11 protein-coding genes and 2 tRNA genes are annotated in these 14,985 nt (G+C 68.0%); 4 read left to right on the plus strand and 9 right to left on the minus strand.

Features of this window, described 5'->3' with window-relative positions:
- Window positions 1-3 precede the first annotated feature (3 nt).
- A complete protein-coding gene (gene folC, locus ACTMTU_RS09360; RefSeq protein WP_441263002.1) occupies window positions 4-1,512 on the minus strand; it encodes a bifunctional tetrahydrofolate synthase/dihydrofolate synthase in 1,509 nt (502 codons plus the stop codon).
- Between the two features lie 87 nt (window positions 1,513-1,599).
- Window positions 1,600-4,221 (minus strand): valine--tRNA ligase, encoded by a 2,622-nt coding sequence (locus ACTMTU_RS09365; RefSeq protein ID WP_441263003.1) that lies wholly within the window; start codon window positions 4,219-4,221, stop codon window positions 1,600-1,602.
- A 137-nt stretch (window positions 4,222-4,358) separates the two neighbouring features.
- Between ACTMTU_RS09365 and ACTMTU_RS09370 the strand changes: the two genes are divergently transcribed.
- Entirely contained in the window at window positions 4,359-5,339 is a 981-nt protein-coding gene (locus ACTMTU_RS09370; RefSeq protein WP_441263004.1) for a hypothetical protein, read from the plus strand.
- A gap of 71 nt (window positions 5,340-5,410) precedes the next feature.
- Here the strand turns inward: ACTMTU_RS09370 and clpX are convergent, their stop codons facing one another.
- From clpX to ACTMTU_RS09395, 5 genes are all read right to left on the minus strand, one after another.
- Window positions 5,411-6,700 carry an ATP-dependent Clp protease ATP-binding subunit ClpX gene (gene clpX, locus ACTMTU_RS09375; RefSeq protein WP_441263005.1) on the minus strand — a complete coding sequence of 430 codons (1,290 nt, stop codon included), beginning with the start codon at window positions 6,698-6,700 and terminating at the stop codon, window positions 5,411-5,413.
- A gap of 147 nt (window positions 6,701-6,847) precedes the next feature.
- Entirely contained in the window at window positions 6,848-7,558 is a 711-nt protein-coding gene (locus ACTMTU_RS09380; protein ID WP_441263006.1) for an ATP-dependent Clp protease proteolytic subunit, read from the minus strand.
- 42 nt (window positions 7,559-7,600) lie between these two features.
- Entirely contained in the window at window positions 7,601-8,206 is a 606-nt protein-coding gene (locus tag ACTMTU_RS09385; RefSeq protein WP_441263171.1) for an ATP-dependent Clp protease proteolytic subunit, read from the minus strand.
- Between the two features lie 328 nt (window positions 8,207-8,534).
- On the minus strand, window positions 8,535-9,932 hold the full coding sequence (gene tig / locus ACTMTU_RS09390) for a trigger factor (RefSeq protein WP_441263007.1): 1,398 nt from the start codon (window positions 9,930-9,932) through the stop codon (window positions 8,535-8,537).
- 150 nt (window positions 9,933-10,082) lie between these two features.
- A tRNA-Pro gene (locus tag ACTMTU_RS09395) sits at window positions 10,083-10,159 on the minus strand.
- Between the two features lie 142 nt (window positions 10,160-10,301).
- Here ACTMTU_RS09395 and ACTMTU_RS09400 point away from each other — a divergent pair.
- Window positions 10,302-10,372, plus strand: a tRNA-Gly gene (locus ACTMTU_RS09400).
- Window positions 10,373-11,055: 683 nt separating this feature from the next.
- On the opposite strand, the gene ACTMTU_RS09405 is transcribed toward ACTMTU_RS09400, so the two are convergent.
- Window positions 11,056-11,250: a hypothetical protein gene (locus tag ACTMTU_RS09405; protein WP_005317603.1), complete on the minus strand. Its 195-nt coding sequence runs from the start codon at window positions 11,248-11,250 to the stop codon at window positions 11,056-11,058.
- Between the two features lie 422 nt (window positions 11,251-11,672).
- On the opposite strand from ACTMTU_RS09405, the gene ACTMTU_RS09410 reads away from it, so the two are divergent.
- Both ACTMTU_RS09410 and ACTMTU_RS09415 read left to right on the plus strand, forming a co-directional pair.
- Window positions 11,673-12,839, plus strand: coding sequence for an acyltransferase family protein (locus ACTMTU_RS09410; RefSeq protein WP_441263008.1), 1,167 nt, complete (start codon window positions 11,673-11,675; stop codon window positions 12,837-12,839).
- 402 nt (window positions 12,840-13,241) lie between these two features.
- Window positions 13,242-14,408, plus strand: coding sequence for an acyltransferase family protein (locus ACTMTU_RS09415; RefSeq protein ID WP_441263009.1), 1,167 nt, complete (start codon window positions 13,242-13,244; stop codon window positions 14,406-14,408).
- A gap of 36 nt (window positions 14,409-14,444) precedes the next feature.
- Here the strand turns inward: ACTMTU_RS09415 and ACTMTU_RS09420 are convergent, their stop codons facing one another.
- A complete protein-coding gene (locus ACTMTU_RS09420) occupies window positions 14,445-14,918 on the minus strand; it encodes an HD domain-containing protein (RefSeq protein WP_441263010.1) in 474 nt (157 codons plus the stop codon).
- Window positions 14,919-14,985: the final 67 nt, after the last annotated feature.

Here is a 14,985-nt window from a genome sequence, read left to right on the forward strand (position 1 = left end):
ATGTCAGCCCCTCCCCAGCAGCAGCCGGGCCTCGCCGACCGTGATCACGGAACCGGTCACCAGCACGCCGGCGCCGGCGAACTCCGACTCCTCCTCGGCGAGCGTGATCGCCGCCTCCAGCGCGTCGTCGAGCCGCGGCTCCACGACCACGCGCTCGTCACCGAAGACCTCCACGGCGACAGCGGCGAGCGCGTCCGCGTTCATCGCACGGTGGCTGGAGTTCTGCGTCACGACGATCTCGTGGAAGATCGGCTCGAAGGCCTCCAGGAAGCCCCGGACGTCCTTGTCGTCGCTCGCGCCCACCACACCGATCAGCCGGGAGAAGCCGAACGACTCGGTGACGGCTGCCGCCGCCGCCCGCGCGCCCGCCGGGTTGTGCGCGGCGTCCAGCACGACGGTGGGGCTGCGGCGCACGACCTCCAGCCGGCCGGGCGAGGCCACGGTGGCGAATGCCCTGCGGATCGTGTCGGCGTCCAGCGTGCGCGCGTCACCCGCGCCGACGCCGAAGAACGCCTCGACCGCCGCGAGCGCCACCGCCGCGTTGTGCGCCTGGTGCGCGCCGTAGAGGGGCAAGAAGATCTGCTCGTACTCGCCGCCCAGGCCGCGCAGGGTCAGCAGCTGTCCGCCGACCGCGACCTCGCGCGAGACGACGCCGAACTCCATGCCCTCGCGGGCGACGGTCGCGTCCGCCTCGACCGCCCGCTTCAGCATCACCTGGGCGGCGTCCACCGGCTGCTGCGCCAGGATGACGGTCGCGCCCTGCTTGATGATCCCGGCCTTCTCCGCGGCGATCTCGGCGGGAGTGGTGCCGAGCCGGTCGGTGTGGTCCAGGTCGATGGGGGTGACGACGGCGACCGAGCCGTCGATCACGTTGGTCGCGTCCCAGCTGCCGCCCATGCCGACCTCGACGACGGCCACGTCCACGGGGGCGTCGGCGAAGGCCGCGTACGCCATGCCCGTGAGCACCTCGAAGAACGACAGCCGGTACTCCTGGCGCGCGTCGACCATCTCGACGTAGGGCTTGATGTCGTTGTACGTCTCGATGAAGCGCTCGGCGTCGATGGGAGCGCCGTCCAGGCTGATCCGCTCGGTGATCGACTGCACGTGCGGCGAGGTGTAGCGGCCGGTGCGCAGGTCGAAGGCGGAGAACAGGGCCTCGATCATCCGGGCCGTGGACGTCTTGCCGTTCGTCCCCGTGATGTGGACGGAGGGATAGGCCCGCTGCGGCTCTCCCAGCACGTCCATCAGCGCCTCGATACGGGCGACGGAGGGCTCCAGCTTCGTCTCGCCCCAGCGCGTGGCGAGATCCGCCTCGACCTCGCGCAGCGCCCTGTCCACCTCCGGATCCGCCGGGCGGGACGGCACCTGGTCGGCCTGCGGCGATCCGGCCTGTGCGCGCAGGGTGCGGCTGCCGGCCTCGATCACCGCCAGGTCGGGGTCGCGGTCGGTCTCTGCGTCGACGATCTCGTCGAAGGCGTCGGACTCGTCGAAGGCGTCGGGCTGCTCACTCACGGGTCCAGTCTACGGAGGAGCGCCGACGGATACGGCCGAGGCCCCGGGGGCGTCCCCGGGGCCTCGGCCGTATCGCGTTCCCGCGGCTCAGCTCGCCGGCAGGTTGGCGAGCTGGGTGTTGATCCGCGCGATGTCCTCCTCGGCCTTGGCGAGCCGGGTGCGGATCTTGTCGACCACGTTGTCCGGAGCCTTGGCGAGGAACGCCTCGTTGCCGAGCTTGGCGGTCGCCTGGGCGACCTCCTTCTCCGCCGCGCCCAGGTCCTTCGTCAGCCGCTTGCGCTCCGCCTCGACGTCGATCGTGCCCGACAGGTCGAGCGCGACGGTGGCACCGGCGACGGGCAGCGACGCGGTGGCGTGGAAGCCCTCGCCCTCCGGCTGGAGGCGCAGCAGCTGACGGATCGCGGCCTCGTGCGGGGCGAGCGCCGTGCCGTCGAGGGTGAGCCTGGCGGGGACCTTCTGGCCGGGCTGCAGTCCCTGGTCGCTGCGGAACCGGCGGACCTCGGTGACGACCCGCTGGACGAGCTCGATCTCCCGCTCGGCGGCCTCGTCGCGGAAGGCGCTGTCGGCCGGCCAGTCGGCGATGACGAGCGACTCCTTGCCGGTCAGCGCGGTCCACAGCGTCTCCGTGACGAACGGGACCACCGGGTGGAGCAGCCGCAGCATGACGTCGAGGACCTCGCCAAGGACCCGGGCCGAGACCTTGGCCGGCTCGCCGCCCGCGAAGAACGTCGTCTTGGACAGCTCGACGTACCAGTCGAAGACCTCGTCCCAGGCGAAGTGGAAGAGGGTCTCCGACAGCTTCGCGAACTGGTAGTCCTCGTAGTACGCGTCCACCTCGGCGACGGTCTTGTTCAGCCGCGACAGGATCCACCGGTCCGTGGAGGACATCTCCTCGGGTGCCGGCAGCGGGCCCTCGACGGTGGCGCCGTTCATCAGCGCGAAGCGGGTGGCGTTCCAGATCTTGTTGGCGAAGTTCCGGGAGCCCTGGACCCAGTCCTCGCCGATCGGGACGTCGACACCCGGGTTGGCGCCCCGGGCGAGCGTGAAGCGCAGCGCGTCGGAGCCGTACTTGTCCATCCAGTCCAGCGGGTTGACCGCGTTGCCGAAGGACTTCGACATCTTCTTGCCGAACTGGTCCCGGACCATGCCGTGCAGGGCGATGGTGTGGAACGGCGGCGTGCCGTCCATCGCGTAGAGGCCGAACATCATCATCCGGGCGACCCAGAAGAAGAGGATGTCGTAGCCCGTGACCAGGACGGAGTTCGGATAGAACTTCGCGAGGCTCTCGGTCTGCTCCGGCCACCCCAGCGTGGAGAAGGGCCACAGACCCGAAGAGAACCAGGTGTCGAGGACGTCGGTCTCCTGGGTCCAGCCGTCGCCGCTCGGCGGTTGCTCGTCGGGGCCGACGCAGACGATCTCGCCGTTCGGGCCGTACCAGACGGGGATGCGGTGGCCCCACCACAACTGGCGCGAGATGCACCAGTCGTGCAGGTTGTCGACCCAGTCGAAGTAGCGCTTCTCCATCTCCTGCGGGTGGATCTTGACCCGGCCGTCGCGGACGGCGTCACCGGCCGCCTTGGCCAGCGGGCCGACCTTGACCCACCACTGCATGGACAGCCGCGGCTCGATGGTCGTCTTGCAGCGCGAGCAGTGGCCGACGGAGTGGACGTACGGGCGCTTCTCGGCGACGATCCGGCCCTCGGCGCGCAGGGCGCCGACGATCGCCGACCGTGCCTCGAGGCGGTCGAGACCCTCGAACGGGCCGTGAGCGGTGATGACGGCGCGCTCGTCCATGACCGCGAGGGAGGGCAGGTTGTGCCGCTGCCCGATCTCGAAGTCGTTCGGGTCATGGGCGGGCGTCACCTTGACGGCGCCGGTGCCGAACTCGGGGTCGACGTGCGTGTCCGCGACGACCGGGATCGAACGGTCCGTCAGCGGCAGCTTGATCTGCTTGCCGATGAGGTGCTTGTAGCGCTCGTCGTCGGGGTGGACGGCGACGGCCGTGTCACCGAGCATCGTCTCCGCGCGCGTCGTCGCGACGACGATGGTGTCGTCGCCGTCGCCGTACTTCATGGAGACGAGCTCGCCGTCGTCGTCCTGGTACTCGACCTCGATGTCGGAGATGGCGGTCAGACAGCGCGGGCACCAGTTGATGATGCGCTCGGCGCGGTAGATCAGCTCGTCGTCGTAGAGCCTCTTGAAGATGGTCTGGACGGCCTGGGACAGACCCTCGTCCATCGTGAACCGCTCGCGGGACCAGGCGACACCGTCGCCGAGGCGGCGCATCTGGCCGGAGATCTGCCCGCCGGACTCGCCCTTCCACTGCCAGACCCGCTCGATGAACGCCTCACGGCCGAGGTCGTGGCGGGACTTGCCCTCCTTGGCGAGCTCACGCTCGACGACGTTCTGCGTGGCGATGCCGGCGTGGTCCATGCCGGGCTGCCACAGCGTCTCGTAACCCTGCATCCGCTTGCGGCGGGTGAGCGCGTCGATCAGCGTGTGCTCGAAGGCGTGGCCCAGGTGGAGGCTTCCGGTGACGTTGGGCGGCGGGATGACGACCGTGAACGGCGGCTTGTCGCTCTGCGCGTCCGCCTCGAAGTACCCGCGTTCTACCCAGCGCTCGTACAACGCCCCCTCGACCTCGGCCGGCGCGTACTGGGTCGGCAGTTCGGGAGTGGGCGCTGTCTGCTGCTGAGTCTTCTCGGTCACGGGGCCAGTTTAGAGGTGTCATGGAGCCGTTCCGAAACTCGATGCTTCGGTAACGGTGTGCCCCCCGGGGCCCCATCGGGCCGGGGCTTGGGCCAGGATGTTCGGGACACACAGACATCACGAGGGGAAAACCCGTAATGAGCTACAACCAGCCGGGCCCGTACGGCGGGCAGCAGCCGCAGCAGCCCGGACCGTACGGCCAGCCGGGGCCTTACGGCCAGCCGCAGGGCCAGCCCGGCCCTTACGGCCAGCAGCCGCAGGCCCCGCAGCCCGGTTACGGGTACCCGCAGCAGGCCCCGCAGGGTGTGCCGCCGCAGCAGCCTTACGGATACCCGCAGCAGCCCGGACAGCCCGGTCAGCCCGGCCCTTACGGCCAGCAGCCCCAGTACGGCGCGCAGCAGCCGGGCGGCTATCCGCCCCCGCCGCCGGCCCAGGGCGGTGGCGGCAAGAAGACCGGTCTCATCATCGGCGCGGCGGTGCTGGTGGCCGCGCTGGGCGTGGGCGGGTACTTCGTCTTCGGCGGCGGCGGTGGCGGCCTCGAGGACGACGGCCCGCACAAGCTGACGGCGCCGAAGACCATCATCGGCGGCAAGTACATGCGCGCCGACAAGAAGGATCCGGAGCCGAAGCCGGCCGACGAGGACTCCTCGAAGATGCTCGCCGCGAGCGGGGTGACCGATGCCATGTCCATCGGTTCGACCTACTCGACGATCGACCTGACGAAGCTCGACCCGAGCGACCCCACGGCACTTGAGAAGGTCTCCAAGGCGCAGAACCTGGTCTTCATCGGCTTCTACGGCAAGATCGAGGACCCGGCGAAGGTCCTCGACGCGGCCTTCGCCGAGTTCAGCAAGAACACGAAGGACACGGAGACCAAGATGATCGGGGACCCGCAGGAGGTGAACCCCGACGGCCTGGACGGCGCTTTGATGAAGTGCCAGGAGGCCGAGAGCAAGAACCAGAAGACGGGCATGACCCAGAAGACCTACATGTGCCTGTGGTCCGACTACAGCACCCTCGGCGTCGTCGAGCCGGTCCAGGGCGCGAAGGGCACCACGCTCGACGAGGCGGCGAAGCTCGCTTCCGACGTGCGCAACGAGGTGCGTGTCGCGAAGTAGCGGCACCGCGTACGCGAAAGGGGCGCCCGGTCAACGACCGGGCGCCCCTTCGGCGTTCAGGAACGAAGGCGCTACGCGCTCTTCTCGTGACGGCCGTTGCCCTCGTCCTTGACGATGCGCGGGACCAGCGTCGGGTTGACGTTGTTGCGGACGACGTCGCGCGTGATGACGACGCGGGCCACGTCCTTGCGGGACGGGACCTCGTACATCACCGACTGGAGGACCTCCTCCATGATGGCGCGCAGACCCCGCGCGCCGGTGCCGCGGAGGATCGCCTGGTCGGCGATGGCCTCGAGGGCGGGGAGGTCGAAGTCCAGCTCGACGCCGTCGAGTTCGAAGAGGCGCTGGTACTGCTTGACCAGTGCGTTGCGCGGCTCGACGAGGATCTTCAGCAGCGCCTCGCGGTCCAGGTTGTGGACCGAGGTGATGACGGGCAGACGGCCGATGAACTCGGGGATCATTCCGAACTTGACCAGGTCCTCCGGCATGACCTCCTGGAACTGGTCGCTCGCCTCGATCTCGCGCTTGGAGCGGATCGTGGCGCCGAAGCCGATGCCCTTGGCTCCCGCACGCGACTCGATGATCTTCTCGAGGCCGGCGAACGCGCCGCCCACGATGAAGAGCACGTTCGTCGTGTCGATCTGGATGAACTCCTGGTGCGGGTGCTTGCGGCCGCCCTGCGGGGGCACGGAGGCCGTGGTGCCTTCCAGGATCTTGAGCAGGGCCTGCTGGACGCCCTCGCCGGAGACGTCACGCGTGATCGACGGGTTTTCGCTCTTACGGGCGACCTTGTCGATCTCGTCGATGTAGATGATCCCGGTCTCGGCCTTCTTGACGTCGTAGTCGGCCGCCTGGATCAGCTTGAGCAGGATGTTCTCCACGTCCTCGCCGACGTAGCCCGCCTCCGTCAGCGCGGTCGCGTCCGCGATGGCGAACGGGACGTTGAGCATGCGGGCGAGCGTCTGGGCGAGCAGCGTCTTGCCGGAGCCCGTGGGGCCCAGCAGCAGGATGTTGGACTTGGCGAGCTCGATCGCGTCGTCCCGGCCCTGCGCGCCGCCGTTCTCGCCGGCCTGGACGCGCTTGTAGTGGTTGTACACCGCGACCGAGAGGGCCTTCTTCGCGGGCTCCTGCCCGACGACGTATCCCTCGAGGAACTCATAGATCTCGCGCGGCTTGGGAAGTTCCTCCCACCGCACCTCGGAGGTCTCTGCGAGCTCCTCCTCGATGATCTCGTTGCAGAGGTCGATGCACTCGTCGCAGATGTACACACCGGGGCCTGCGATGAGCTTCTTCACCTGCTTCTGGCTCTTTCCGCAGAACGAGCACTTGAGCAGGTCGCCGCCATCACCGATGCGTGCCACGAGGTGCTTCCCCTTCGCCTGGGAGCGGCTTGGTTCAGCCGGCTCCTGGTGCCTCATATTCGACGGTACCTTGCCGAGCCCCCCGTACGGGCCCCCCTTGGCGCGGTTCACACATTGTCGTGTACCGCGCCAAGGGCGCCGGATCGGTCAGGCGGCCGCTGCGGCCGTGCTCTTACGGGTCGAGACGATCTGGTCCACCAGGCCGTAGGCGAGAGCACCGTCGGCCGTGAGGATCTTGTCGCGCTCGATGTCGTCGCGGATCTTCTCGATCGGCGTCGTGGAGTGCTTGGCCAGCATCTCCTCCAGCTGCTCACGCATACGAAGGATCTCGTTGGCCGCGATCTCCAGGTCGGAGAGCTGCTCGCGGCCGGTCTGCGAGGACGGCTGGTGGATCAGCACACGGGCGTGCGGCAGGGCCATCCGCTTGCCGGGCGTACCGGCGGCGAGCAGCACGGCCGCGGCGGAGGCCGCCTGGCCCATGCACACCGTCTGGATGTCCGGCTTCACGAACTGCATCGTGTCGTAGATCGCGGTCAGCGCGGTGAAGGACCCACCGGGGCTGTTGATGTAGATCGAGATGTCACGGTCGGGGTCCATCGACTCCAGGCACAGCAGCTGCGCCATCACGTCGTTGGCGGACGCGTCGTCGATCTGCACGCCGAGGAAGATCACGCGCTCCTCGAAGAGCTTCGCGTACGGGTCGTACTCGCGCACGCCCTGCGAGGTGCGCTCGACGAAGCGCGGGACGACATAGCGGTTGTCCACCGCGGGGCCCGTGTAGAGGCCGCTCGCGGAGGCGCCGGAGTTTCCGGACAGACCGGGGATGCCGGGGAAGTTGCTCATGTGGGTGTTCACCATCCTGGTGGCGTTCGGCGGGCGGGGGCTCGGTGCGGCAGGCGCTCAGGCGCCGGTGCCGCCGCCGCCCGGGACGCCCGAGGCGGCGGAGATGATCTCGTCGATGAGGCCGTAGTCCTTGGCCTCGTCGGCGGTGAACCAGCGGTCGCGGTCACCGTCGCGGATGATCGTCTCGACGGTCTGACCGGAGTGCTGGGCGGTGATCTCCGCCATCCGCTTCTTCGTACGGAGCAGGTACTCGGCCTGGATCTTGATGTCCGAGGCGGTGCCGCCGAGGCCGGCAGAACCCTGGTGCATGAGGATGTCGGTGTTGGGCAGCGCGAACCGCTTGCCGGCGGCTCCGCCGGTGAGCAGGAACTGGCCCATCGACGCGGCCATGCCCATGCCGATCGTCACCACGTCGTTCGGGATGTACTGCATGGTGTCGTAGACCGCCATGCCGGCCGTCACCGAACCGCCGGGGCTGTTGATGTAGAGGTAGATGTCCTTGTCCGGATCGGCGGCAAGGAGCAGCATCTGTGCGGTGATCTTGTTGGCGATGTCGTCGTCGACCTGCTGGCCGAGGAAGATGATCCGCTCGCCGAGCAGCCGGCTGTAGACCTGGTCGCCGAGGCCACCACCGATGGAGGGCTCGCCGGCGGCATAAGGCATCAGATTCGTCACGTGTCCACCTGCTCGTCTCTGACGGCTTCGACCGTCTCAGCGTCTTCGTAACCGGGGGCGGGGACTCCCCTGCCCTCGTATTCATGGACCCTAACGCGCAGGTCGGACAGAGCCATCCCGCTTCCCGAACTGTTCGCTCGGAGCGCAAGGTCGACACTCCTCGCGAGGCACCGGCGAAGGCCCTGAACGGGCCCTGAGGGAAGACCGCGAGCGGGCCGGGAAAGGCCGTGCACGGACCTGTGGAAGGCCTGTGGTACGCATACGGGCTCCGGGCGCGTGGTCGCGTCCGGAGCCCGTAGCGGCGTCAGCGCGAGGCTCAGGCCTCGTTCTTCTCGCCGGTCTCACCCTCGACGGCGTCCTCGACCGTCTCGGCGGCGGCCTCGGTCACCTCGGCCTCGTCCTCTTCGTCCTCGAGGTCGACGACCTCGCCGTTGGTGTCGACGACCTTGGCGGCCTCGACGACCACGGCCAGCGCCTTGCCGCGGGCGACCTCGCCGACGAGCATCGGCACCTGGCCGCCCTCGACGACGGCCTGGGCGAACTGGTCGGGGCTCATGCCGGAGGACTGCGCACGCCGCATGAGGTGCTCGGTGAGCTCCTCCTGGTTGACGTTCAGCTTCTCCTTGTTGACGAGCTCGTCCAGGATGAACTGGGTCTTGATGCCCTTGACCGCCTGCTCCTTGGTCTCGGCGTCGAACTCTTCCTCGGTCTTGCCCTGGATCTCCAGGTACTTGGCGAGGTCGAGGCCCATCTGGCCGAGCTGGTGGTGCTCAAGGTTGTGCTTGCGGGTCTTGACCTCGTCCTCGAGGAGCTTCTCGGGGATCGGGACCTCCGCCAGCTTCAGCAGCTCGTCGAGGACGCGCTCCTGGGCCTGGGTGGCCTGGTCGTACTGCTTCATGTTCTCGAGGCGCTTGCGGCTGTCGGCCTTCAGCTCCTCGAGGGTGTCGAACTCGCTCGCCATCTGAGCGAAGTCGTCGTCGAGCTCGGGGAGCTCACGGGCGGCGACGGCGGTGACCTTGACGGTGACCTCCGCGTCCTTGCCCTCGGCGGAGCCGCCCTTCAGCTGGGAGGTGAAGGTGGCCTCGCCGCCGGCCTCCAGGCCGGTGACGGCCTCGTCGATGCCGTCGAGGAGCTCGCCGGAACCGATGGTGTAGGAGACACCCTCGGCGACACCGTCGGGCAGGACCTCGCCGTCGACCTTGGCCTCGAGGTCGATCGTGACGACGTCGCCCTCGGCGGCGGCGCGCTCGACCGGGTTCGTGGAGGCGAAGCGCTCACGGAGCTGCTCCACGGACTTCTCGACGTCCTCGTCGGTGACCTCGACGGCGTCGACCGTGACCTCGATGCCGGAGTAGTCCGGGATCTGGATCTCGGGGCGGATGTCGACCTCGGCGGTGAAGGCCAGCGTCTCGCCGTCCTTCAGCTCCGTGATGTCCACCTCGGGCTGGCCGAGCGGGTTCAGCTCGGCCTCGGTGACCGCCTCGGTGTAGAGCTTGGGAAGGGCGTCGTTGACAGCCTCCTCCAGCACCGCACCACGGCCGAACCGCTGGTCGATCACTCGGGCCGGGATCTTGCCCTTACGGAAGCCCTTGACCGTGACCTGCTGGTTGATCTTCTTGTACGCCGCGTCGAGGCTGTCCTTGAGCTCCTCGAAGGGCACCTCGACAGTGAGCCGAACCCGGGTCGGGTTCAGGGTCTCCACGGCGCTCTTCACGGTTCGGTCTCCTTGGTGGCTGACATCTTGGGGTACTGCTGGCGCCGGATTCGGCGATTCAGCGGATGGAGCCCGGCACATCAGACACACGGGCACACAGCCTGCATAGTAACGGCAAGCGGGAGGCGCCTCACAACGCGATCTTGCTGGTGGTCGGGGTGGCCGGATTCGAACCGACGACCTTCCGCTCCCAAAGCGGACGCGCTACCAAGCTGCGCCACACCCCGTCGGTGCGAACCGTAGGGTACATGCCCCGGCAGCGTGGACCGCCACCTTTACGGGCGCACAGAAACGGGGTGTGCGGCGAGGGCCCCGGACCCGCTACGATGCTTCTCGTGCCGCGGCCCTCGTGACCTGCGGTGCGAGCTTGCGGGCGTAGCTCAATGGTAGAGCCCTAGTCTTCCAAACTAGCTACGCGGGTTCGATTCCCGTCGCCCGCTCTTGATGGCTCAGGGCCGGGTCGGAGGTTCATCCTCCAGCCTGGCCCTGATGCGTTTCGAATCTTCGTTTCCGCCTACGTGCCCGCTGCGTGCCCGTTCGGATCGAGATCTTGCTTCCGAGCCTGCTCGACGACCGCACTCACGGCCTGGCCGATCAGCCGTTCCCGCTCGGCCGTGGCGTGCTGTAGATCAGCGCGGCACGAGCGGCGCGCTGTGGCCCATCCATCAGCTCACGCGCGCTGGCACCGGTCGCGGCAGCGAGGGTGTGCCCGTGTGGCGGAGACCATGAAAGGGCAGGCTTTTGATCACGACTTGATCGGACGGCTTGCGGCACAGCTTGCCGAAGTGGTTCCTGCGAGGCGTCACCTGCTTGGCCCCGATGAAGACCCGGCCGTCCGGGCCCGGCTCGGCGAACAGGGTGAGGTGTCGAGGGGGAACCACGGGGAACGGCAGCCACAGCCAAGCTCTCTTGCAGGTCAGCAGGCATCCGCATACGGCGTCTTCCGACTGGCTACGCGGGTTCGATTCCCGTCGCCCGCTCTGTGCACGGCTCGGGCCCGGCCCGGTGATCATTCACCGGGCCGGGCCCGAGGTCGTTCCGTGAGGAGAGCGGCGCGGCCCCCGGAAGTGCCCCGAAGAGATCCAGCAGAGCTGATCGCGGGAGGCGGCGCCCGATGGTGGTCTCAGAAACTGATCTGGTTGATCGTCTCGGCTATCGAGTTCATGAATCTGTTGATCGACGGCGCCATGCCCGTCGAGGCGAGGAAGAAGCCGAAGAGGACCGCCACGATCGCGGGTCCGGCCTTGATTGAGCCGCCGCGGATCAGCACCACGAGGACGATCGCCAACAGAAGCACCACTGACAGTGAAATGGCCACAACTGATCACACCCTCGGTCGGTCCCGCCTTGCCGGCCCGGGAGCGCGCGGCCGGCACTCTCCCGTCTGCACCATCGTGCCACCAACCCACCTGCCCCTGCTGCGTGGTGACGAATCGTCGTGGACAAGATCACGCCACCTCGGTGCGGGCTCCCGTGATGCGCGGCCGCCGCACTCTTTCGTACGCAGTGAAATGCCGAAGGAAATTCAGAGGGATCGTTTCATAGTCCCCACATCTTGGTCACAAAAGGAGATCGGGAGGCCTCGGGCGGCCAACAGGCCTCGGAGTGAGGAACCAGATCGCCCCGGTATGCCCTGGTCCACGCAGGGGCATACCCACGCAACTTGCCTGCTATATAGAATCGTTACTCTCGAATGCACAACCTTTTCCCACCAAGAAAAGGCCGGGCTATGGTCCTCGAATGTCCTTCGCTGCGCATGGATACGTAAGGACCCCTCTTCCCGAGGCCGAGGAGACAGGGTCACTCACCACGAGACAGGCCGGCACCACTTCGGTCCCCACGACCACTGGCCTGAATCCCCCCACGCAGCCTGCCGCCAGGTCCACCCGTCGAGACCCGTACTTCGACAACGCGAAGTACCTGGCCATCCTGTTGGTGGCCCTGGGTCATGTCTGGCCCACCGTGATCGAGGAAAGCCGGGCCACCCGGGGCCTCTACATGTTCCTGTACACCTTCCACATGCCGGTGTTCATCCTGATCTCCGGCTATCTGTCCCGCAGTTACACCGGACGCCCCGATCAGCTGCGAAGGCTGCTCACCGGAGTGGCGCTGCCCTACGTCGTCTTCGAGGTGGCGTACACGGTCTTCGCCAGGTACGGGACCGACTACCCCGAGAAGCCCATCAGCCTTCTCCAGCCCTTCTATCTGATGTGGTTCCTGCTCGCGCTGTTCATATGGCGGCTGACGACTCCGCTGTGGCGGGTCATGCGGTGGCCGCTGGCGGTGTCACTGGGCATCGCCGCGCTCGCGACGCTCACGCCGGGCATCGGCCCTGCCCTCGAACTCACGCGGGTACTGCAGTTCCTTCCGTTCTTCGTACTGGGCCTGTGCATGACGCCCGAGCACTTCCGGTTCCTGCGGAGGCGCGGACCGAGAGCACTCGCCGTGCTCGTGTTCGCCGGCGCGATCCCCTTCACCTACTGGGTGACCCCCAGCATTCCCATGAACTGGTTCTACCGGTCCAGGAGCGTTCAGGAGCTCGGGCTGCTGTGGTGGCCGGGGCTGATCCGGGCGAGTGTGCTGTTCTGCTGCGCGCTGGTACTGACGGCGCTCTTCCTCGCCCTGGTGCCCGGCCGGAGGCATTGGTTCACGGTGCTGGGCGCCGGGACCATCTGCGGCTACGTGCTGCACGGGTTCCTGATCCGCGGCGCCGGTTATACGGGAGTCTTCGACTCCTACCCATGGCTGAGCACTCCGCCCGGCAGGATCGCGGTGACCCTGGCCATGCTCGCGGTCATGACGCTCCTGTGCACACCGCCCGTGCGCCGAGCGATGAAGTCCGTGACGGAGCCCGAGATGAAGTGGGCCTTCCGCCGGGATGCGACGGAGCCGAAGCCCCGCGGTTGAGCAGACGGGCATCACCGCCGCCCGACACGCACCGATCAGACCTCCGCTCCCCGGGCGCTTCCGCGGGGACCGGCGCACGGCTCACGTCCTCGTCCCCGCCCCGGCGGGGACTCCGCGCTTCTCCGGCCCGGGCAACGCGGCCCGGCCCGTACCGAGCGGCCGGCCGGGTGAAATGCCGGAGAGAATTCAACGTGATCGTTTCACTGTCCCCACACTTCGGTCACCAGAAATTCGAAGACGCTCCGTGAGGTAATTCACTTCATCGCGGAGCCTGGGTGGTATGCCCCGTTTAAGGGGGATTAACCAGGGCATACGGGCCTGTTGGCACCCGTGTCAGATTCGAATAGGGCAGATGCCCGGCGTGTTTTACGAAATCGAATAAGCGCGGCTAGGGTGCCTTGAATGTTCCACGCTGCGCATGGATACGAGAGGGCTCCGGCACCCGAGGTCAAGGAGCCCGAGACCACCCCGACGAGCCGGGCGGCGACCGCTCTCGCCCCTGCCACGAGCGGCCTGAAGTCCGCTCCGCGGACGGCCCCCAAGTCCACTGGACGGGAGGCCTACTTCGACAACGCGAAGTATCTGGCCATCGTGCTCGTGGCCGTGGCCCACGCCTGGGAACCGGTGATGGAGGGCAGCAGGGCAACGCGTGCCCTGTACATGGTGATCTACACCTTCCACATGCCGGCCTTCATCATCGTCTCCGGCTACTTCTCCCGGAGTTACCAGGGCAAGCCGCACCAGCTCAGACGACTGCTCACCGGCATCGCGCTGCCGTACGTCGTCTTCGAGGTGGCCTACTCCCTCTTCGCCCGGTACGGGAACGACGATCCGTCCCATCCGATCAGCCTGCTCGACCCGTACTACCTCACGTGGTTCCTGGCAGCGCTGTTCATCTGGCGGCTCACCACGCCGCTGTGGCGGATCGTGCGGTGGCCGCTGCCGATCGCGCTGGCCATCGGCGCGCTGGCCACTCTCACCCCGGACATCGGGGCGGACCTCAACCTCGCGCGTGTGCTGCAGTTCCTGCCCTTCTTCGTGCTGGGACTGTGCCTGAAGCCGGAGCACTTCCAGCTGGTGCGCCGGCGGGAGGTGCGTCTGCTGGCCGTTCCGTTCTTCGCCGCGACGCTCGTCTTCGCGTACTGGGTGGCACCCCGGATGAACCTCGGCTGGTTCTACCGCTCCAGCAGCGTGCAGGACCTGGGCTGGCCGTGGTGGTCGGGGCTCGTGGTGATCATCGCGTTCTTCGGGTGCGCGGTGCTGCTGAGCGCCGCGTTCCTCGCGCTGGTGCCCGGTCGCCGGGCGTGGTTCACGGTGCTGGGCGCAGGGACCATCAGCGGGTACCTGTTGCACGGTTTCGTCGTCAAGGCCGGTGACTACTGGGGGCTGTTCGAGAGCCAGAAGTGGCTCGGCAGCCCGGTCGGCCTGGTGGTGGTGACGATCTGTGCGACGGGCATGGTGACCGTGCTGTGTTCGCCGCCGGTGCGCCGGGCGCTGAAGTGCGTCACGGAGCCCGAGATGAAGTGGGCGTTCCGCCAGGACGCCACCGAGGCGGGACCGCGCCGGTAGCGCCCGCGACGACCCGCCGGGACCGGCGGCCGGCTCTCAGCCGGCCGCCGGTCCCTTTTCGGCTGCCAGGCCGAGCAGTTCACGGGTCCTGGCGTACTTCTCCGTCAGCCTGTTCCGCGTCGCCTCGTCGAGCAGGGCCAGGCGCGCGGGGTCGGCGTTGTCGGCCAGGTCGGCCTGCTTGACCAGCAGCGCGCCGGGAGTTGCCAGGATGCGCCGGGTGTACGTCTCCAAGTCCTCGCCCTCGCCCTTGGTGAGCGCGAGGACCATCTCCTTGACGGGCTGCGGCAGCGCGGCCCGTTCCAGCCATTCGCGGCTCAACGCGTCGTCCTCGACCGCGTCATGGAGCCAGCCGGCGGCGACCTGCTCCTCGCTCCCGCCCCGGGCACGTACCCCCTCGGCGACGGCCGCGATGTGGTTCACGTAAGGCCGGCCCGCCTTGTCCCGCTGGGCGGCGTGGGCCTCGCGGGCGATGGCCTCGACCTCGGCCAGGGTCAGCATCTGCTCGGACATGGCACGACTGTACGCCGCGGCGGCAGGCACCCGGAGCGGTCCAGGGGGTCACCAAGTAATCGTTTGG

The organism is Streptomyces sp. OZ13, assembly GCF_052068155.1.
In the GTDB taxonomy this organism is placed as follows: Bacteria; Actinomycetota; Actinomycetes; order Streptomycetales; family Streptomycetaceae; genus Streptomyces.